We start from the raw sequence: 18835 nt of genomic DNA, 5'->3' as shown, positions 1-18835 counted from the left end.
GTTCGACGGTCGTTGCCACGCTGGAGTTCGACGATGACAGAGTTTCCTTAACCCAGACTTAGAACCGCGGTTTGAGTATGTTCGCCGCCATTCGCGGCGTGTACGTGCGGCCCGCCGGTGCCAGGTTGCTGGCTGCCGATGACACGACTATGACGGCGCCGGACAGGCGAGCAGACGGCGTTGTATGCTGCGAAGCGGCACGCTGAGACGATGCATGCCGAGACCGTGCATGCAACACCACGCCGAGCGCCGCCTGTAGGTGAGGTGCCAGACGTGATATGCCGGCTCCAGGCGAGCCGGGGCAAGACGAGAGAGAAAGCTATGCGGGTAATGCTGGTGGAGGACGACCCCCTGCTTGGTGAGGGGGTGGTCGAGGTGCTGCGGCGTGAGAACATCACGCCGGAGTGGCTGGGCGAGGGGGAGGGCGTGTGCGAGGCGCTGGCGCACTCGGCTTTCGATGCCCTGATCCTCGATGTCGGCCTGCCCGATATCGACGGGTTCGAGGTGCTCAAGCGGCTGCGCGAGGCCCAGTGCCAGATACCGGTGCTGATGCTCACCGCCCGGGACGGCGTCGAGGATCGCATCCGCGGCCTCGACGGCGGCTGCGACGACTATCTGGTCAAGCCGTTCGACAGCGGCGAGCTGCTGGCGCGTCTGCGCGCGCTGGTCCGGCGTAGCGCCGGACGCGCCTCGCCACAGGTGACCCATGGCCTGCTCAGTCTCGACCCGGCCGCCCACGAAGTGCGTCTGGCCGGAGAGCTGGTCCCCCTGGGGCGGCGGGAGCACGATCTGCTGGCCTATCTGATGACCCATCCGGGCCAGGTGTTTTCCCGCAACCAGCTGGTCGAGGTGCTCTACGGCTGGGATGCCGAGGTCGAGAGCAACGTCATCGAGGTGCATGTCCACCATCTGCGACGCAAGTTCGGCAGCCGCGTCGTCGCCACCGTGCGTCATGTCGGCTACCGCATGGGGGAGACCGGTTGATTTCGATCAGACGCTATCTGCGGCGCGTGCTGCTGATCTCGGTGACGTCGATCACCGCGGTGGCGGCGCTGTGGAGCTACTACGACACCCGCGACCAGATCGATGAGCTGTTCGATGCCGAGCTGGCGCAGACCACGCGCACCATGGTGGCGCTCTACTTCGCCTATCGCGCCGGCTCGGAGAATGCCGCCAACGCGCCGGTGGACATTCAGCTCGAGGCGCCGCTGGTGCCGGACAACGCCACCGATGCGCCGACCGCTCTCGGCCACCCCTACGAGAAGAAGCTGGGGTTCCAGGTATGGGACGAGCAGGGCCGCGCGCTGTTTGGCATGCAGCCGACCGGGGCGCTGCCGGCACTGGAACGGCGCCCCGGCTACTCCCATGCGCGCAGCGGCGGTCACGACTGGCGCACCTTCACCCTGCATGACGCGGCCCATGGCGTGTGGGCCAGCGCCGCCCAGCGTGACGACGTGCGCGACGAGCTGACCTGGCAGATCGCGCTGCGCAACCTGATGCCGCCGGTCATCGGGGTGCTGTTGATCGCACTGCTGATCCCGTTCGCCATTGCCCGCGGCTTTTCGCCGCTGTTACGGGTCAGTCGGCAGATCACCGCGCGCCAGCCCAACTTCCTCGAACCGCTGGATGCCAGCCAGGTGCCGGAGGAGATTCGCGGCATGGTCGATGCGCTCAATGGGCTATTCGCACGCCTGGCCGAGACCCTGGAGAAGGAGCGCCGCTTCACCGCCAACGCTGCCCATGAGCTGCGCACGCCACTGGCGGCGGTCAAGGTGCACGCCCAGAATCTGCTCAGCGAGACCGACACCGAAAGCGCGCGGCGCGCGGCGCAGTCGATCATCAACGGGGTCGATCGCATGACCCGGGTGGTCGAGCAACTACTCACCCTGTCGCGGCTGGAGAGTGGCCAGGCGATCACCCGCCAGATCGTGCGGCTGGCGCGGCTGGGCAGCGAGCTGGCCCGCGAGACCCAGCCGCTGGCCGAGCAGCGCGATATCCACCTGACCCAGCAGCTGCCCGAGGGGCTCAGCGTGCAGAGCTACGAGAATGGCCTCTATGTGCTGCTGCGCAACCTGCTCGACAACGCCATGCGCTATACCCCCAGCGGTGGCCAGGTGCATCTGCGCATGGCTGCCGAGGCGTCGCAGCTGCATATCGAGATCGCCGACACCGGCCCCGGTATTCCGCCCCAGGATCGCCAGCGGGTGTTCGAGCGCTTCGTGCGTCTGGCGGGGCAGAAGACCAGCGGCTCGGGCCTGGGGCTGTCGATCGTCAAGGAGCTGGTCGAGCGCCTGGAGGGCGAGATTCGTCTCGATGATACTTCGCTGCCGGCGACCAGCGGCCTCAGCGTTCATGTCTATCTGCCGCTATCCTGAGCGTGAGCGGTAGCGCCGCGAGCGCTACCCGTCGGGGTGGTGCGGTGGCCCGGCCACCGCACCCGTGAACGGGAGATGAGAGATGCTGCGTTTCTGGGTGCCGCTGACGGCACTGATCGCCTTTTCGGCCTATACCGCCTATGCCATTGCTACCAGTGACCAGAGCCTGAGTGCCTTCGCCGGCGAGCTGATGCGCAAGCCGACCACCGCGCTGGTGGTATTCGATGTCTACCTGGCACTGCTGATGCTGGCGGTTTGGATGTTCTTCGATGCCCGACGCCGGGGGCACGGGCCGGGTTATCTGCTGGTGTTCTACGTGATTACCTTCTGCTTCGGGTCGGCCGGGCCGCTGGCCTATCTGACCCTGCGCGGCTGGCGTGACTGGCGAGCCCAGCGGCGGCGCCCGCTTTCATAGCGGTGTCTTGCTCGCCGCGCCGGGAATTTCGCGCACCAGCCGCGGCATCAGAAAGCCCGGCAGACGCTCGCGTAGCGCCGCCACCAGGGCCCTGGCGCTGTCGTCGTCGACATCGAAGTGGGCTGCACCGCTGACCGGATCGAGCACGTGCAGGTAGTAGGGCAGCACGCCGGCGGCGAACAGCCGTTCCGACAGCTCGGCCAGGGTATCCACCCGGTCGTTGATGCCGCGCAGCAGCACGCTCTGATTGAGCAGGGTGACGCCGGCAGCCGACAGGCGGCGGCAGGCGTCGACCACCGCGGCATCGATCTCCTGGGCGTGATTGATGTGCAGTACCATCACCTTCTGCAGACGTGTGCCACCGAGCCAGTCGAGCAGGGCGGCGTCGACCCGGTCGGGAATCACTACCGGCAGGCGTGAGTGGATGCGCAGGCGCTGAAGATGGGGGATCGCCTCCAGCCGCGCGACCAGTTCGGCAAGGCGCCGGTCCGGCGAGGCCAGCGGATCGCCGCCGGAGAGGATCACCTCACGGATCGAGGCGTCGCCGCGCAGATAGTCGAGGCTGGCGTCCCACTCGCGCATCGAGGGGGCATGCTCGGCGTAGGGAAAGTGGCGCCGGAAGCAGTAGCGGCAGTTGATTGCGCAGGTCGGGCTGGCGATCAGCAGCACGCGCCCGGCATATTTGTGGATCAGCCCGGGGCGCGGGGTATGCTCGCGCTCGGCCAGCGGGTCGGCGACGAAGCCGCCCACCGTATCCTGCTCCGCCGCCAGCGGCAGCACCTGACGCAGCAGCGGGTCGTCGGGGTCGGCGTGGCGGATACGCGCCAGGTAGGCTTCGGGCACCCGTACCGGGAACAGTGCATGACCCGCGCTGGCGCCGGGCAGCAGCGCCGGATCGAGGCCGAGGCGCTGACACAGCACTCGCGGGTCACGGATCACCTCGCGCAGCTGGTGCTGCCAAGCCGCGGGAGCGCGCGGTTCGGCTTCACGATGCACGGCGATCGGGGTTCGGGTTATCATGCGGACCACCTGAGTTAGAACGCGCCCTGGCAGCGCTGTTACGGAATTCTCGTCGCGGACGCGCCGCGATCGTTCATTAGTGAGGAAACATGGCGAACTATTCTACCAACGAATTCAAGGGCGGCCTGAAAGTCATGCTGGATGGCGACCCGTGTAACATTCTCGAGAACGAATTCGTCAAACCCGGCAAGGGCCAGGCGTTCAACCGCGTCAAGCTGCGCAACCTGATCACCGGTCGGGTCTGGGAGCGTACCTTCAAGTCGGGCGAATCGCTCGAAGGCGCGGATGTCATGGATCTCGACATGGAGTACCTCTACACCGACGGTGACATGTGGCACTTCATGAAGACCGACGGTTCGTTCGAGCAGTACGCGGTGGATCGCAAGGCGATCGGCGACGTCGAGAAGTGGCTCAAGGAGCAGGCGGTCTACACCGTCACCCTGTGGAACGACAACGCCATTGCCGTCAGCCCGCCCAACTTCCTCGAGCTCGAAGTGGTCGAGACCGACCCGGGTCTCAAGGGTGACACCGCCCAGGGCGGTTCCAAGCCGGCGACGCTCTCCTCCGGTGCGGTGGTGCGTGTCCCGCTGTTCATCAACCAGGGTGAAGTGCTCAGGATCGATACGCGCAGCGGCGAGTACGTCTCCCGCGCCTGATCCTGGCGCCGCACCGGCGCTGAGATGGCACCGGCGCAGGCGGGATACCAGCCAGATGGGCCACGCTTCGGCGTGGCCTTCTGCGTTTTCTGCCGGCAGCGGCCGCGGGGCGGAATTGCCGGCGTGCTCGAGCCGTTGATCGCTGCGGCGCCGTTGGAGGAGATCGGGATGGGCAGACTGACGGGGCGAACCGCCCTGATCACTGGCGCGGCCAGCGGCATCGGCCTGGCCACGGCGTTGCGCTTTGCCGCCGAGGGCGCGGCACTGGGGCTGCTCGACCGTGACCGGGCAGCCCTGATGCGCGCACGCGAGCGTGTCGAGCGGGAGAGTGGCCGTCGGGTGGTGGGCGTCGAGGCTGACGTCGCCGAGGCCGATGACGTCGCCCGTGCGGTGGCCGAGGCCGCAGCGGCGCTCGGGCCGCTCGAACTGCTGGTCAATGCCGCCGGGGTCAATGTCTTCAGCGATCCGCTGACCACCGACGAGGCGAGCTGGCGGCGCTGCCTGGCGATCAATCTGGAAGGCGCCTGGCATGTGATCCAGGCGCTGCTGCCGCAGATGCTGGCACGCGGCTATGGCCACGTGGTCAATATCGCCTCGGTGCACGGCCACAAGATCATTCCCGGGGCCTTTCCCTATCCGGTGGCCAAGCATGGTCTGATCGGGCTGACCCGCGCGCTCGGCATCGAGTACGCCGCCCGCGGACTGCGCTTCAACTCGATCTCGCCGGGGTTGATCCGTACCCCCTCGGCCCAGGCGTGGCTGGATGGCCTCGACGACAGCGAGCGCCAGCGCCAGATTGAGCTGCTACCGTGCCAGCGCATCGGCGAGGCGGAGGAGGTGGCCAACACCGCCCTGTTCCTGGCCAGTGACGAGGCGCGCTTCATCAATGCCACCGATATCCTGATCGACGGTGGCCGCAGTCAGGTCTATCACACGTGACGATGACGCCCAGCCCAGACGACTGGCAGCCCTCGGCAACGCGCGAGACATTGCGCCAGCGGGCGCGGCTGCTGGCGGCGGTGCGCGCCTTCTTCGCTGCCCGCGACGTGCTCGAGGTGGAGACCCCGATTCTCGGTCATGCCGGCAGTACCGACCCGCATCTCGATTCGCTCTCACTGAGCGCGACAACCCCCGCCGGACGCGAGACGCTGTGGCTGCAGACCTCGCCGGAGTTCCACATGAAGCGCCTGCTGGCGGCGGGCAGCGGCCCGATCTTCCAGCTCGCCCGCAGCTTTCGCGATGGCGAAGTGGGCCGGCGCCACAACATCGAGTTCACCATGCTCGAGTGGTACCGCCCCGGCTTCTCGCTGGGGGCGCTGATCGACGAGTGCGAGGCGCTGATCCGCACGCTGACGCCGGCGGCCGGCCCGGCACGCCGGCGACGCTATCGCGAGCTGTTCCGTGAGGCGCTGGCGCTCGACCCCTTCACCACGCCACTGGCCGAGCTGCAGCGGGTGGCGGGCGAGCGCGGCGGGCTCGATATGTCAGACAGCGATCGCGACGGCTGTCTCGACCTGCTGATGAGTCTGGTCATCGAGCCGACGCTGGGGCGCGAGGGTATCGATGTGGTGGTCGACTATCCTGCCAGCCAGGCGGCGCTGGCGCGCAAGCGGGTCGATGAGGCGGGCACCGAGGTCGCGTCTCGCTTCGAGATCTACCTGCAGGGTATCGAACTCGCCAACGGCTACGACGAGCTGACCGATGCTTGGGAGCAGGCCGCCCGCTTCGCGGATGACAACCGTCAACGCGCAGCGCTTCACAAGCCGGTCGTGGATGTCGACCGCCGGCTCGTCGCCGCCCTGGCCCACGGCATGCCCGCGGGCAGCGGGGTGGCACTGGGGATCGACCGCTTGATTCAGCTGGCGCTGGGCAAGGCGTCGATTGCCGAGGTCATGGCATTCCCGACGCCGCGGTGCTGACCGGTCATGGCGCTATCACCGCCCCGCCGGTAGCGGCGGCTGCGATGGCGAGGCGACCGGCGCTACGCATCAGTACCTTCCGAGATGAGACAGCGCTTCAATCATCGACTCGCCCGCGCAGACGTTTCTTCTGGCCGTGTTTGGTCTTTTGATCGACCCGCTTGCGTTTGGCGCTGCGGCTCGGCTTGGTCGCCTGGCGTGGCTTGTCGCCATAGAGCACGGGTTTGATCAGCTGTTTCAGGCGGACGAGTGCCGCCTCCCGGTTGAGCTCCTGAGTGCGGTGCTCCTGGGACTTGATCACGATGATGCCGTCACGGGTGATGCGTTTGTCACTCAGGGCCAGCAGTTTCTCCTTGAACCCGGGATGCAGGCTGGAGGCGCGGATATCGAAGCGCAGATGAATCGCCGAGGAGACCTTGTTGACGTTCTGGCCGCCGGCGCCCTGGGCGCGCACGGCGATGAGTTCGATCTCGTGGTCGGGGATCGAGACGTTGCGCGAAATCTCTAGTGCCATTCACGGGACCTCAGGTGTCGCGGGAAATGATGATAGGGGCGAGATCGCACGGCGTGGCAGCGAGGATGGGTGTCTGGCGAAGCGGCGCTGGTGCGCCATGATGATCTCGCCCCCGGGAAGAGGGGCGAGACAAGGTAGCGGCGCCACCCGCTGAGTGCAATAGACGAGGCGATGGCGACCTGGCCTAGGCACTGTCTGAAAAGTACTGTACTCGCCCATGCGGCGTTAAAAATAGACTCAAAGTGCTCATTTACACCCCGTAAACTCCGCGTTTTCGCCGATTTTTGCCTTGCCTGGCCTTCGCTCGTCGACTTTTCAGACGAGCACCTAGCTCGTCACCACACCGTGCTGCCGAGCGCCGCTCCCTACTGGCTCGCGCGAGGCAGCGGTAGCACCGTGAAGACGCTGTCGGCGCCCGCGATACCGAAGTCGTTGTCGTTGGCGAGCAGCAGATGCCGGTCATCGAGGATGGCGACGCCCTCGACCTTGCTGACCAGCTCGGGGGCATCGGTCAACGAGTCGAATATCCGCTGCTTCGTCACCGGCACGACACCGGCACTGGCGGGGTTGTCCAGCTGGGCCAGCGTCGGGCGTGTGTCGAGGGCGTCGTACCGGCCGCCCAGCAGGTCGGTCGCGGCACTCGCATCGATTCGATAGAGTTTGGTGGTCTTGTCGATACGCTCGAGCACGATCAGCTGGCCGTCGGGCAGCATACTCATCTCGCTCACCTTGACGTCGCTCTGCCTGGCGCCGGCGTCGCCGCGCCCGCTAGCGGTATCGAAAAAGGTCTCCGGTGTGTCCAGGCGGTAGAGATATTCGTGGGCGATACCGGCGAATTCTCCCTGGACGTCGAGATGGGCCGCGAACAGGCGAAGGTTGCGCGAGGTCTTGTAGGCCGCTTTGTCGGGATTGGCCAACGGGCTCTGCAGTGCGAAATAGAGCGTGCGGCCATTCGGCGACAAGGCCAGCGATTCGATACCCCGATTGAGCTTGCGCCGTGACAGGATGCTGGGCAGTTCGCCGCTGATCGGATAGGTGGCGGCCTCCAGATCCTCGAGTTCGTTGGCCGGCACCAGACGCTGCAGCACGCGGCCGTCGGCGGCGACGTGGACCAGGCTTGGGCCGTACTCCTCGCCCAGCCAGAAGCTGCCATCGGCCAGGCGCACCAGCCCCTCGGGGTCGAGCCCATCGGGATCCAGGGACAGCTGCCGGCCCTTGGCGTCATAGGCGTTCTCGGTATCGGTCACCGCGAGCGGGTTGCTGATGCCCGAGAGGGGATTGCCATTGGCGTCCTTGAGCTCGATGCGCTGCTCGGCCTCGGCGGTAAGCTGGCCGTCGGCATCGGCGCCCAGCCGGATGAACGCGATTTGCGGCGTGAACTCGGGCAGGGGAAAGATCTTGCCGGCATCGTCGACGCCCTGAGCATCACGACAGAAGTCCGTTACGCCAATGATCTGGCCGCTGGCATCGCAATGGATGTTGGGTCCGCGATCGGTCAGCGTATAGACGAGATCGGCGGGATCACCCGGGCGATGGGTGGCGCTGCTGGCGTAGCCCAGGGTCAAGTCGAGCTGCCTGCCCCCGGGAAAGACCACTTCGGCCAACGGCGTGTCCAGAGTAGCGCTGCCGGTCCCGATGGCGGCGGAAGTCGCGCCCGTGGTATCGGCTAGCGCGCTATAGAGGCTGATGAGTGCCATGACCAGGGGCAGTAGACGCACGGCGAGAGCGGTAGTACTGGGCATATGAACATTCCCCGACACGCAAAACGTCAAGCCTGACACACGCCGCGTGTCGGAAAGGTTTCGGTTTTATGTCATTGAGGCCAACGTCCAGCTGCTTATGCTAGGTGCTGTCTGAAAAGTCGACGAGCGAAGGCAAGGCCGGGGCGCGCAGCTAAGGCAAAAATCGGCGAAAACGGGCCGGGTTGGCGCTCCAGCCGATTTTTCACGCCGCCGCAGTACTTTTCAGACAGCACCTAATGTCGACCAGTATAGAAATGTTGCTTACAATGCATGCGCTGCCAGTTTGGGGTTGTTGGAGAGAAGGAGTACATTTCCTGTATGAACAGCCTTTGTTGATGAATGTTTCCCTTTAATGACAGATTCAGAAGTGGAAGAGGCATTGTCTATTCAGCCGACTCTCGCTGCGCTTAGGAGTAGATGATCCGATCTTTTGTTTTAGAGACGTTGTGCGTCTGTTGTCGGGTTCTTAGCAAGGAAGGGCTAGAATGTCTTTCGATATTCTATTGAATGGAATACTGGGGTTGATGCTGACCAGTGCCGTTCTCATTGCTGTGCCTGGCCCCAGTGTCATGTTCTTCATTGGACAGGTCATGGCTGCCGGAAGAGCTCATGCCGTACGTGGCGTCTTGGGTAATGCTCTGGGTATGGCGCTGGTGGCGATCGTCCTATCCTTTGGGTTGGGGCGACTCATCACTCACAATGATGGCGTACTAGTCGTGCTCCGCTTGATAGGCGCTTTGGTTCTGCTCATGATAGGTCTTAAGTATCTTAGAGTGGATAAGTCGAGAGGGGTAGCCAATGGCCAGACTGTCGAGCATCAAGCCGGCTCGTTTCTGTCTGGGGCAATAGTGGGCGTGACTAATCCCAAAGCCTTGATCATGTTTGGCGTTTTGGTTCCTAGCTTCCTGGCGAAAGGCTCGGAAAGCCCTGTTGCCGTGTTGATGCTCTACTCTCTCATTCCAATTGTCCTCGGTGTCGTGATTGATCTGACTTGGGTGATGGCAGCACACATGATAAGCCGCAGCGCTTTTCTCAAAGGTGCCGCCATTCAATGGATCAATAGGGGCGGTGGCCTATTGATCGTTATGATGGCGATCTTATTATTCTGGGAGGCATGGGATACCATGACCGCCTGATTTTTCCCACATTATCTCAGGCCATAGGCATGCCAGCCATCCGGCAGGGGCTGGCCCGAGGCCTGTGCCAGCAGCGCCGCGCTGGCGGGGAACAGCGGCCGGGGCAGCGCATCGCGGGGGAACCAGCGCCACTGGTCGAACACCTCGGGTTCGGTCACCCGAGGGATGGGGGCATCTTGCAGATGGAGATGCGCGGCGACGGTGATGGCCGCGCATTCGGAATTCAGCTGATGCAGGAAGGCGTCGATCTCGATGGTTGCCTCGGTGAGGATGCCGGTCTCCTCATGTAGCTCCCGCCGCGCCGCCGCGGCAAAGGTCTCGTTGGGTTCGACGTGGCCGCCGGGCATGCACCAGCAGGGTGTCTCGCCCACCTTGATGCGGTAGCCCAACAGGATCTCGCCCGCGCCGCGGGTGAGTATCAGACCGACGCCGATTCTCGACTTAGGGGCTGGCATCAGGCGCGCTCCTGGAGGCGTGCCGGCTGGGCCAGCGTTTCGGCCACGGCGCTGGCGGCGTAGTGGCCGCTGACGAAGGCGGCGACGATGCCGCGGAACAGCCCGCAGGCGTCGCCCACCACCCAGGTGGGTCGGTCGACCAGCCGCAGGCTGTCATCGACCTCCGGATACCAGCCGACGCCTTCGAGGGTGGGGCCGATCAGGCGTGTGGTTTCGTCCTCTAGCCGGGGGAAGTTGTCGACCAGCTGGCGTAGCCCGCGCTGCATCGCCTGTGCCAGCGGCGCCCCATAGACCCGCTCCATGGTCGCCGTGGCGTCGCGGTCGTCGGCGAGCCAGGCGCTGAGCGGGAGGTCGAAATGCGAATCCGCGCGGCCCAGCGTGCGGGTCAGCGCAGTGATGGTCTCGCGGGCCAGCGTCTCGTCGAGAATGCGCGTATTGAAGCCGACGTTGGAGCGCTCGGTGGGCGGGCCGTCCGAGTGTCCGGAAACCGTCCATAGCCCCTGGGTTCGGGTCAATACGGTGCGTCCGTGGCGACAGGCGCAGAAGGTGCGCCACTCGGTCGCCTTATCGGCGGCATGCAGGGTCAGCTTGGGATCGAGATCGACGAAATCCTGAAAGAAGGCTCGCTCGCTGGGCTGCTCGATACGGAAGCCCACTTCCAGCCGGCGAAAGCGCGTGTTGATGCCTTCACCTAGTCCCAGCGGTCCGAAGCGTCCAGCGGCCCAGACCAGGGTGGTCGCGGTTAGCGCGCTCGGCGTGCCGTCGGCGGCGCGCAGCTCGAGATGGTGGCACGTTTCGTCTTCGTCGTAGCGCTGGCTGATCACCTGGGTGTCGCTGACGATATCGACATCGAGCGCGGCGATCAGATCGGCGATCATCGCCTCGCGCTGGGTCAGCGGCAGATAGTAGGAGGGATAGTGCTTGAGCGACCAAGCGTCGTGACACGGCGTGTAGACGTCGGCGCGATCGGGGAACGGCGGGGTCGTCATCCCGTGGCTATTCAGCAGCTCGCGGGTCCAGGCATAGGCCTGGTGCAACGGCGCCCGGCGTGGCAAGCGCCACAGTTCGGTGGCTGAAGGGTAGAACGAGAACTTGCCGTCGGAGTATAGGCCGGCACCGCCGTGGCCTTGGGTCAGCTCGGCCTCGGTCTGGTGATCTCGGCGGCCTATCGCGTGGCCCTGGTCGACCAGCAGTACGCGCAACCCGCGATGTGCAAGACGACTGGCGGCAGCGAGTCCGGCAGGGCCTGCGCCGACAATGACGCTGTCGTAGTGTGTCACTGGAGCCTCCAGTCGCACGGTGGCGAAAGATGGAAAGAGTCGACACCTCGTGTAGAGTGCCGCTTCATTGAGGGTGGCGTACACCGTTTCATGGTAGTGTTTTACAATTCCTGACCAAAAAGTGATACGAGCCGCTGCGTATCAGATAGTATCGTATTTTCCAGGAGCTGTTTTTGACAAGGATGTCTCCCATGTCTGCGTCTACATCGTCTATGTCCGCATCTACCGCATCTATGTCTACATCTACCGATTCACCTGCTCGCCCCGGTCGACCGCGCAGCGCCACGGCCTCGGCCAAGGTGACGCGCGCCGCCCTCGAGCTGGCGCTGGAGGGCGGCTTGCCCTATGCCACCATCGAGCGTATCGCCAGCGTCTCCGGGGTGGCCAAGTCGACCATCTACCGGCGTTGGCCCAATGCGGGCGCCATCCTCATGGATGCGTTTCTCGACGTCGTCGGCCCGGCCATTGCCTATGACGACAGCTTGCCGATCCTGGCCAACTTCCGGCGCAGCGTGGCAGGGCTCTCCGAGGTGCTCAACGGCCCCCACGGACGCCTGCTGCAGCATCTGCTGGGGGCGGCCCAGTCGGATCCCGAGCTCAGCCGCGCCTTCGTCGAGCGCTGGATCGCCCCGCGCCGGCAGATGGGGCGCGAGGCGATCGAGCATGCGGTGGCGCGCGGGGAGCTGGCCGCCGAGATCGATCCTGGGCTGAGCATGGATCTGATCTACGGGGCGATCTACTACCGGCTTACGGTGTCGTTCAGCGAGATCGACCGCGACTTCGTCGAGACCGTGGTGATGCGTGTGCTCGGCCCTTATCTGGACGAAGGTGCGGGTTGAGCCGATAGCGTGAGCGCCGCGAGGGCGAGAGCCCAGAGGTAGGTGGCGAGCGCTGAGAGATAGACGACGAACGCCGCGGTCGGCCGACCGCGGCGTTCGTCGTCCTGGGCCAGTTGCTGAAAACCAGACGCCGAGAATCAGGCGCCGAGGCTTTGGCCCATGCTGACTGGGGTGCCGGTGGGATCGAAGTCGTGGAATTCGGCCTCGCGGCCCAGGCACATCACCACCGTGGAGCCGAGCTTGAAGCGGCCCATTTCGGCGCCTTTCTCGATCACCACCGGGGTATCGAAACAGGTGGTCTGCGCGCGGCCGCTGAGCGGTGTGATCTGACCCGCCCATACGGTCTCGATAGCGGCGACGATCATCGCGCCCACCAGCACCATCGCCAGCGGGCCGCGCTCGGTGTCGAACACGCAGACCAGCCGCTCGTTGCGCGCGAACAGCCCCGGCACATGGTTGGCGGTCGCCTGGTTGACCGAGAACAGCCGGCCCGGCACATAGGTCATCTCGCGCAGGGTGCCGGTGAGCGGCATGTGCACGCGATGATAGTCCTTGGGCGACAGGTAGACGGTGGCGAAGCTGCCCTGACGAAACGGCGCCGCGCGGGCGCTGTCGCCCCCGAGCAGGGCATTGAGCGAATAGTTCTGGCCCTTGGCCTGGATCAGCGTGCCGTGGTTGATACGGCCGAAGCGAGAGAGCGTGCCGTCGGCGGGCGAGATCAGCCCCTCGCCGAGGGGGCGGGCACCGGGCTTGAGCGCACGGGTGAAGAAATCGTTGAAGCAGGCATAGGCGCCGGGGTCAGGCTCCTGCGCCTGGCTCATGTCGACACCGTAGTGCTTGATGAAGTGGCGGATGAAGGGATCCTTGATCCAGCCGATGCGGCTCTCGGCGAGCTTGCCGATCAGGCGCGAGAGCGCGTGCTGGGGCAGCGGATACTGAATTTTGGCGAAGAGTTCCTGGCGATCCACGGTATGACTGCCCCTCGAGTCGGAAAGGCGCACAAGGTAGCGGCCGTACCGCGTGGGCGCAATAGCCCGCAGCATTGACCGCACGGCCGCGTTCAGGTGAGCCTAGCGCTCGACCGGCGTATCGTCCCGATTCCCCCACTCCTTCCACGAACCGGGATAGGCGCGCACGCTTGCATAGCCCAGTGCACGCGCGGCGAGCCAGGTCAGTCCGCTGCGGTGATGGCTCTGGCAGTGGGTGACGATCTCCTTGTCCGGCGTGATGCCGCGGGCCTCGAGCTCCGCCACCAGTTCGGCGTAGTCGCGCAGGCGCAGGTCGCGCTGGCTGTCCATGACCTCCAGCCAGTCGAAATTGACCGCCCCCGGCAGATGGCCGAGCTTGCGGTTGTCGCCCTTGAGGCCGCGATACTCGGCGTCGGAGCGAGCATCCCAGATTGCCAGATCGCGGGAGCCCAGACGCTCGAGCAGCTCTTCGCGGCGAATCTGTACCCCGGGGTTGAGATACTCGGCCTGGTAGTCGCTGGGTACCGGGGTGCTGGGTGTGGTCTCCACGGGATGGCCGTCGGCACGCCAGGCGTGGATACCGCCGTTGAGATAGGAGTAGCGCGGGTGGCCGATCAACTCCAGGGTCCACAGCAGGCGTCCGGCCCAGCCGCCGCCCTCGTCGTCGTAGGCCACCACATGGGTTTCCGGGGTCAGTCCCAGATCCGAGAAGAGTGCGCTGAGGGCCTCGGGGGAGGGCACGTCGTTGGGCACGTCGCCGCTGCCGGCGAGCAGCCGGCGATGATCGAGAAAGCAGGCGCCGGGGACATGGCCGTCGCGATAGCTCTCGGCCTTGAGCGGTACGTCGATGATCAGCAGATGCGGGTCGCCGAGATGGGTGGCGAGGGTGTCCGGTTCCAGAATCAGCGGTAGCTGCGGTTTTTCCGAGCTCATGGGGACTCCTGACTGAGAGGGGGCCTGTTTCTGGCAGAACAGCGCCCGGGTCGAGGGGCGAGCGGCACGCCGGGATCTCTTCATCATGGCATAGCGGCCGGACCCTGGCATAGCTGCCGGCGCCGGCGGATGGCGCCGTGCGGTGGATTCGATATACTGCGCCCCGCTCGGCCGCCGCCCGAGCCCTTTACGGCTTTCCAAGCCCCCGCTTTGTGTATACAAGTTGTCAGACGCGATGCGCTCGCGTGCCAACAATAATCGACTCTGCCAGGAGATTGCTGCGTGCTCGACAAATACTTCTCTCTGCGCTCGCTGGGAACCAGCCTCAAGACCGAGGTGCTGGCGGGCGTGGCCACCTTCCTGGCGGCGATGTACATCATCGTGGTCAACCCTTCGATTCTCTCTGCTGCCGGCGTGCCTTTCGCCGGGGCGTTGACCGCCACCGTGCTGATCAGCTTCTTCGGCAGCGTGATGATGGGCCTGTATGCGCGCAACCCGATCCTGGTGGCGCCGGGGATGGGCATCAACGCGCTGTTCACCTACACCATGGTGATGGGCGCGGGCATTCCGTGGCAGACCGCACTGGGCTGCGTGTTCTGGTCCGGGGTGCTGTTTGCGGTGCTGGCGCTGTTCAACGTGCGCCGCTACGTCGTCGACGCCATTCCGGCGACGCTGCGCCACGCCATCGCCTGCGGTATCGGGCTGTTCATCACCGTGATCGGGCTGGTCAATGCGCGGCTGCTGGTTTCCAACCCGGCCACCGTGGTCGGTCTGGGCGAGATGACGCCGGCGCTGGTGACCTTTCTGATCGGCCTCGGGGTGACCGCGGTGCTGGTGGCTCGACGCATCCAGGGCGCGCTGATCCTGGGTATCGTCTTCACCACGCTGGCGGCGGTGCCGATCGGGCGCCTGTGGGGCGACGGCAGCGTCTATTTCCCCGAGGCGATCGCCACCCCGACGCTGGTCAACTTCCAGGGTATCTTCGCCTGGCCCGACTTCAGCGCGCTGTGGCAGGTCGACTTCAGCGGTGCGCTGGCGGTGGCCTACTGGCCGTTCATCTTCGTCATCCTGTTCACCACCTTCTTCGATGCCATGTCGACCTTCATCGGCGTGTGCCAGGCGGGTAATCTGCTCGATGAGAACGGCGAGCCGCGTAATATCCGCCGTTCGATGATGGTCGACGCCTTTTCGGCGCTGATCTCGGCGCCGCTGGGCACCAGCCCGGCCAACGCCTACGTCGAGTCCGCTGCCGGCATCAGCCAGGGCGGTCGCTCGGGGTTGGTGGCGGTGGTCTCGGGGCTGCTGTTCCTGCCGTTTCTGTTCCTCTCACCGCTGCTGGCGCTGGTGCCGGCGATCGCCACTGCGCCGGCGCTGATCATGGTCGGAGTGTTCATGCTCTCGCCGATCCGCACCATCGACTGGCAGCAGTACGACGATGCCATCCCGGCGTTCGTGGCGATGATGCTGATTCCGCTCACCTACTCGATCACCCACGGGGTGGTGTTCGGCTTCCTTACCTATGTGGTGGTCAAGGTCGGCGTGGGTAAGGCGAACGAAGTGCGCCCGGCGATGTGGGTGCTCTTTCTGCTCTCGATTCTGATGCTGTTCGAGGGCTGATCCGGGCCGGTCGCCATCATGGCGGGAAAAGATCGTCGCGTATCGACGCGGCGATCGATCCTATCCGTAGGCTCAGCTGTTGGCGACGTCGTCGCGGATACGCTGAAAACTGGCGAAGCGCTCGGGATGGATCTCGCCGCGTTCGACCGCCTCGAGCAGGGCGCAGCCCGGCTCCTCGCGATGGCGACAGTCACGGAAGCGGCAGCGGCCGAGCAGGGGGCGGAACTCGATGAAGCCCTCGGCCAGCTCTTGCTCGTCGAGGTGCCAGAGACCGAACTCGCGGATACCCGGCGAGTCGATCAGGTCGCCCTCACGTGGCCGGCCGCTTTCGCCGTTTTCCGGCAGCGCATAGAGGCGCGCGGTGGTGGTGGTGTGCTTGCCCTTGCGCGTCTCTTCCGAAAGGGCACCGATGCGCAGGGTCTCGTCCGGCAGCAGGCGATCGATCAGCGACGACTTGCCCACCCCGCTCTGACCGACGAACACCGAGGTGCGCCCCTTGAGACGGGCGTGCAGGGCGTCGAGCCCGTGGTCGCGCTTGGCCGAGGCTTCGATCAGCGGATAGCCGAGATCGCTATAGCGCGCCAGCAGGGCGCGCACCTCACCCGCCTGTGCCGGCAGCAGGTCGCTCTTGTTGAGCACCAGCACCTGGGCGATGCCGGTGCTCTCCGCGGCGACCAGGTAGCGGTCGACGAGATTGGCGTAGGGCGTGGGCTCGGCGGCGATCACCACCAGGATCTGATCGATGTTGGCGGCCACCGGGCGTAGCTGGCCGTGGGCATCGGGACGTTCGAGCACGCTGTCGCGTTCGCCGCGGGCGACCACCACGCCGCTGCCGTCCTGGGCCTCGCGCCAGATCACGCGGTCGCCGGTGACCAGCCCCTCGAGATTGGCGCGCAGGTGGCAGCGGTGGCGCGAGGCCTGTTCGCCGTCGACGGCTTCGACCTCCAGCGTGCGGCCGAAGTGGGCGGCCACACGTCCTGAACGCTCGGCACCGTACTCACCGCCCTCGAGGGTGCGCTCATCGCGCGCCGCGCGGCGATCGGCACGGGCGGCGCGTTCGGCCTGGACCTTTTCCACGCGCCAGCGTTGCTGTCGGGTCAGTTTGCGTCGGCTCATCGGTGGCGTCGGTCCTCGGGTCATGGCCGCTCGGGCGGCGCGGGCTTACAATGGCGGGCATTGTAGCCATCCCTGTCCGTCGTGTCCGCCCATCTCGGTCGGCACCAGGGCGGACCCCACTGGAGATAGTCATGTCGGCGACCCCCGAAGCCTCCCCGCGCAGCGACCTGCTGGTCTGGATCGATCTCGAGATGACCGGGCTCGACCCCAACCGCGAGCGTATCATCGAGGTGGCGACGCTGATCACCGACGGCGACCTCGAGCTGATCGCCGAGGGCCCGGTGCTCGCCGTGCACCAGCCCGAGGCACTGCTCGACGGCATGGACGCCTGGAACCAGAAGACCCACGGTGACTCCGGGCTGATCGAGCGCGTGAAGCGCAGCGAGATCGATGCCGCCGAGGCCGAGCGGCGCACCCTCGATTTTCTCCGCCGTTACGTGGCGCCGGGCACATCGCCGGTGTGCGGCAACAGCATCCATCAGGACCGCCGTTTTCTCGAGCGCGAGATGCCGGCGCTCAACGACTTCTTCCACTACCGCAACCTCGATGTGTCGACGCTCAAGGAGCTGGCCAAGCGCTGGAACCCGGCGGCGGCCAGCGGCTTCAGCAAGCGCAACACCCACCAGGCACTGGATGACATCCGCGAATCCCTGGCCGAGCTCAAGCACTATCGCGAGACTTTCCTCAAGCTGTCCGAGTGAGCTGGCGCGACCAGGCGCTAGGCGCTGACGATGCGCGCCTGACGCTTGTGTCGCTGCTCGGCGAGCGCCCAGCGCACGTGCTCGCGCACCAGGTCCGAGGGGTAAGCCAGCCGCGCGCGCAGGGCGCCCTCGACGCGCGCGCTCCAGGGCGCATTGCCCAGCCCCACGGCGAGATTGCGCAGCCAGCGTTCGTAGCCGATGCGCCGGATCGGGCTGCCCTCGGTGCGCTTGAGGAACTCCGTCTCGCTCCAGGCGAACAGCGCCACCAGCTCGGCCCGGTCGAGGTCGTGGCGCGGGGCGAAGTCGGGCTCGGCGCTGGCGCGGGTGAAGCGGGTAAAGGGGCAGAACAGCTGGCAGTCGTCGCAACCATAGACGCGATTGCCCATGGCGCGGCGATACTCGACGGGAATGGCACCATACAGCTCGATGGTCAGATACGAGATGCAGCGCCGCGCGTCGACCACCTTGTCCTCGACGATGGCGCCGGTGGGGCAGGCGCTCCGGCAGCTCGAGCAGGAGCCGCAGTGCTCGCGGGAGAAGGGCGCATCCACCGGTAGCGGCAGGTCGGTATAGAGCTCGCCGAGAAAGAACAGCGAGCCGGCCTTGGGGTCGAGCAGCATGGCGTTCTTGCCGAACCAGCCGATGCCGGCCTTCTGCGCCAGGGCGCGCTCCATCACCGGTGCCGAGTCGACGAAGGCGCGGTAGCCGAAGGGCCCCACCGCCGCCTCGATCTGCCGTGCCAACTGATCGAGGCGCTTGCGGATCAGCTTGTGGTAATCGCGGCCGAGAGCGTAGCGCGAGATATAGGCGCGCTGGGGCTGCCCCAGTACCCGGGTGGTCTCCACCTCCGGCGGCAGGTAGTCCATGCGCGCGCTGATCACGCGCAGGGTGCCGGGGACCAGCTCGGCGGGGCGCGTACGCTTGGTGCCGTGCTTGGCCATGTAGGCCATCTCGCCGTGGTGGCCGGCCTCCAGCCAGCGTGCCAGATAGCGCTCGTGGGTGGCGAGATCGGTGTCGGTGATACCCACCGCCTGGAAGCCGAGTTCGCGCCCCCACTGCTTGATCTGGGTGGCGAGGGCGGCGGTGTCTATCTCGCTGGACGGGGTGCGCGCGGAGCACGGGCGCTGCTCGCTCATGCGTCTTCCTGCT

General features: G+C 65.9%; 19 protein-coding genes. 10 read left to right on the top strand and 9 right to left on the bottom strand.

Going from position 1 to position 18835, the window contains the following annotated elements:
- Positions 1 to 321: 321 nt before the first annotated feature.
- The 3 genes from ABV408_RS12995 (at position 322) to ABV408_RS12985 (ending at position 2790) form a co-directional block, all read left to right on the top strand.
- The gene (locus ABV408_RS12995) at positions 322 to 984 is read left to right on the top strand and encodes a response regulator transcription factor (protein ID WP_353979348.1); all 663 of its coding nucleotides are present in this window, start codon (positions 322 to 324) and stop codon (positions 982 to 984) included.
- A complete protein-coding gene (locus ABV408_RS12990; RefSeq protein WP_353979347.1) occupies positions 981 to 2375 on the top strand; it encodes an ATP-binding protein in 1395 nt (464 codons plus the stop codon). Before ABV408_RS12995 ends, ABV408_RS12990 begins: the two co-directional genes overlap by 4 nt.
- 82 nt (positions 2376 to 2457) lie before the next feature.
- Positions 2458 to 2790 (top strand): DUF2834 domain-containing protein, encoded by a 333-nt coding sequence (locus ABV408_RS12985; RefSeq protein ID WP_353979346.1) that lies wholly within the window; start codon positions 2458 to 2460, stop codon positions 2788 to 2790.
- Here the strand turns inward: ABV408_RS12985 and epmB are convergent.
- Positions 2785 to 3810, bottom strand: coding sequence for an EF-P beta-lysylation protein EpmB (epmB, locus tag ABV408_RS12980; protein WP_353979345.1), 1026 nt, complete (start codon positions 3808 to 3810; stop codon positions 2785 to 2787). The genes ABV408_RS12985 and epmB overlap by 6 nt on opposite strands.
- 89 nt (positions 3811 to 3899) lie before the next feature.
- Here epmB and efp point away from each other — a divergent pair, with 89 nt between their 5' ends.
- The 3 genes from efp to epmA all read left to right on the top strand — a co-directional run bounded on the left by efp (position 3900) and on the right by epmA (position 6385).
- Positions 3900 to 4466: an elongation factor P gene (gene efp, locus ABV408_RS12975; RefSeq protein ID WP_106419814.1), complete on the top strand. Its 567-nt coding sequence runs from the start codon at positions 3900 to 3902 to the stop codon at positions 4464 to 4466.
- Positions 4467 to 4634: 168 nt separating this feature from the next.
- Positions 4635 to 5405, top strand: coding sequence for an SDR family oxidoreductase (locus tag ABV408_RS12970; protein WP_353979344.1), 771 nt, complete (start codon positions 4635 to 4637; stop codon positions 5403 to 5405).
- Positions 5406 to 5407: 2 nt separating this feature from the next.
- On the top strand, positions 5408 to 6385 hold the full coding sequence (epmA, locus tag ABV408_RS12965) for an EF-P lysine aminoacylase EpmA (protein WP_353982239.1): 978 nt from the start codon (positions 5408 to 5410) through the stop codon (positions 6383 to 6385).
- Positions 6386 to 6482: 97 nt separating this feature from the next.
- Here the strand turns inward: epmA and arfB are convergent, their stop codons facing one another.
- Complete coding sequence (gene arfB / locus ABV408_RS12960) at positions 6483 to 6899, bottom strand: alternative ribosome rescue aminoacyl-tRNA hydrolase ArfB (RefSeq protein WP_353979343.1); 417 nt, start codon at positions 6897 to 6899, stop codon at positions 6483 to 6485.
- A gap of 365 nt (positions 6900 to 7264) precedes the next feature.
- A complete protein-coding gene (locus ABV408_RS12955) occupies positions 7265 to 8641 on the bottom strand; it encodes an esterase-like activity of phytase family protein (protein WP_353979342.1) in 1377 nt (458 codons plus the stop codon).
- 485 nt (positions 8642 to 9126) lie between these two features.
- On the opposite strand from ABV408_RS12955, the gene ABV408_RS12950 reads away from it, so the two are divergent.
- Positions 9127 to 9777 (top strand): LysE family translocator, encoded by a 651-nt coding sequence (locus tag ABV408_RS12950; protein ID WP_353979341.1) that lies wholly within the window; start codon positions 9127 to 9129, stop codon positions 9775 to 9777.
- A gap of 11 nt (positions 9778 to 9788) precedes the next feature.
- On the opposite strand, the gene ABV408_RS12945 is transcribed toward ABV408_RS12950, so the two are convergent.
- Complete coding sequence (locus ABV408_RS12945) at positions 9789 to 10232, bottom strand: NUDIX domain-containing protein (protein ID WP_353979340.1); 444 nt, start codon at positions 10230 to 10232, stop codon at positions 9789 to 9791.
- Positions 10232 to 11512, bottom strand: coding sequence for an FAD-dependent oxidoreductase (locus ABV408_RS12940; RefSeq protein WP_353979339.1), 1281 nt, complete (start codon positions 11510 to 11512; stop codon positions 10232 to 10234). Before ABV408_RS12940 ends, ABV408_RS12945 begins: the two co-directional genes overlap by 1 nt.
- 299 nt (positions 11513 to 11811) lie before the next feature.
- On the opposite strand from ABV408_RS12940, the gene ABV408_RS12935 reads away from it, so the two are divergent.
- On the top strand, positions 11812 to 12351 hold the full coding sequence (locus ABV408_RS12935) for a TetR/AcrR family transcriptional regulator C-terminal ligand-binding domain-containing protein (protein WP_353979338.1): 540 nt from the start codon (positions 11812 to 11814) through the stop codon (positions 12349 to 12351).
- A gap of 137 nt (positions 12352 to 12488) precedes the next feature.
- On the opposite strand, the gene asd is transcribed toward ABV408_RS12935, so the two are convergent.
- Entirely contained in the window at positions 12489 to 13319 is an 831-nt protein-coding gene (gene asd / locus ABV408_RS12930) for an archaetidylserine decarboxylase (protein WP_353979337.1), read from the bottom strand.
- Positions 13320 to 13421: 102 nt separating this feature from the next.
- On the bottom strand, positions 13422 to 14252 hold the full coding sequence (locus tag ABV408_RS12925; RefSeq protein ID WP_353979336.1) for a sulfurtransferase: 831 nt from the start codon (positions 14250 to 14252) through the stop codon (positions 13422 to 13424).
- 282 nt (positions 14253 to 14534) lie between these two features.
- On the opposite strand from ABV408_RS12925, the gene ABV408_RS12920 reads away from it, so the two are divergent.
- Complete coding sequence (locus ABV408_RS12920; protein WP_242495122.1) at positions 14535 to 15869, top strand: NCS2 family permease; 1335 nt, start codon at positions 14535 to 14537, stop codon at positions 15867 to 15869.
- A 72-nt stretch (positions 15870 to 15941) separates the two neighbouring features.
- Here ABV408_RS12920 and rsgA read toward each other — a convergent pair whose 3' ends face one another.
- Entirely contained in the window at positions 15942 to 16985 is a 1044-nt protein-coding gene (gene rsgA, locus ABV408_RS12915; protein ID WP_353979335.1) for a small ribosomal subunit biogenesis GTPase RsgA, read from the bottom strand.
- A 131-nt stretch (positions 16986 to 17116) separates the two neighbouring features.
- Between rsgA and orn the strand changes: the two genes are divergently transcribed.
- A complete protein-coding gene (gene orn, locus ABV408_RS12910) occupies positions 17117 to 17686 on the top strand; it encodes an oligoribonuclease (protein ID WP_353979334.1) in 570 nt (189 codons plus the stop codon).
- A gap of 17 nt (positions 17687 to 17703) precedes the next feature.
- Here the strand turns inward: orn and queG are convergent, their stop codons facing one another.
- Entirely contained in the window at positions 17704 to 18822 is a 1119-nt protein-coding gene (queG, locus tag ABV408_RS12905; protein WP_353979333.1) for a tRNA epoxyqueuosine(34) reductase QueG, read from the bottom strand.
- Between the last annotated feature and the right edge of the window lie 13 nt (positions 18823 to 18835).

Origin of the sequence: Salinicola endophyticus (assembly GCF_040536835.1) — a bacterium.
Lineage (GTDB): Bacteria > Pseudomonadota > Gammaproteobacteria > Pseudomonadales > Halomonadaceae > Salinicola > Salinicola endophyticus_A.
This window is presented reverse-complemented; position numbering and strand designations above follow the sequence as displayed.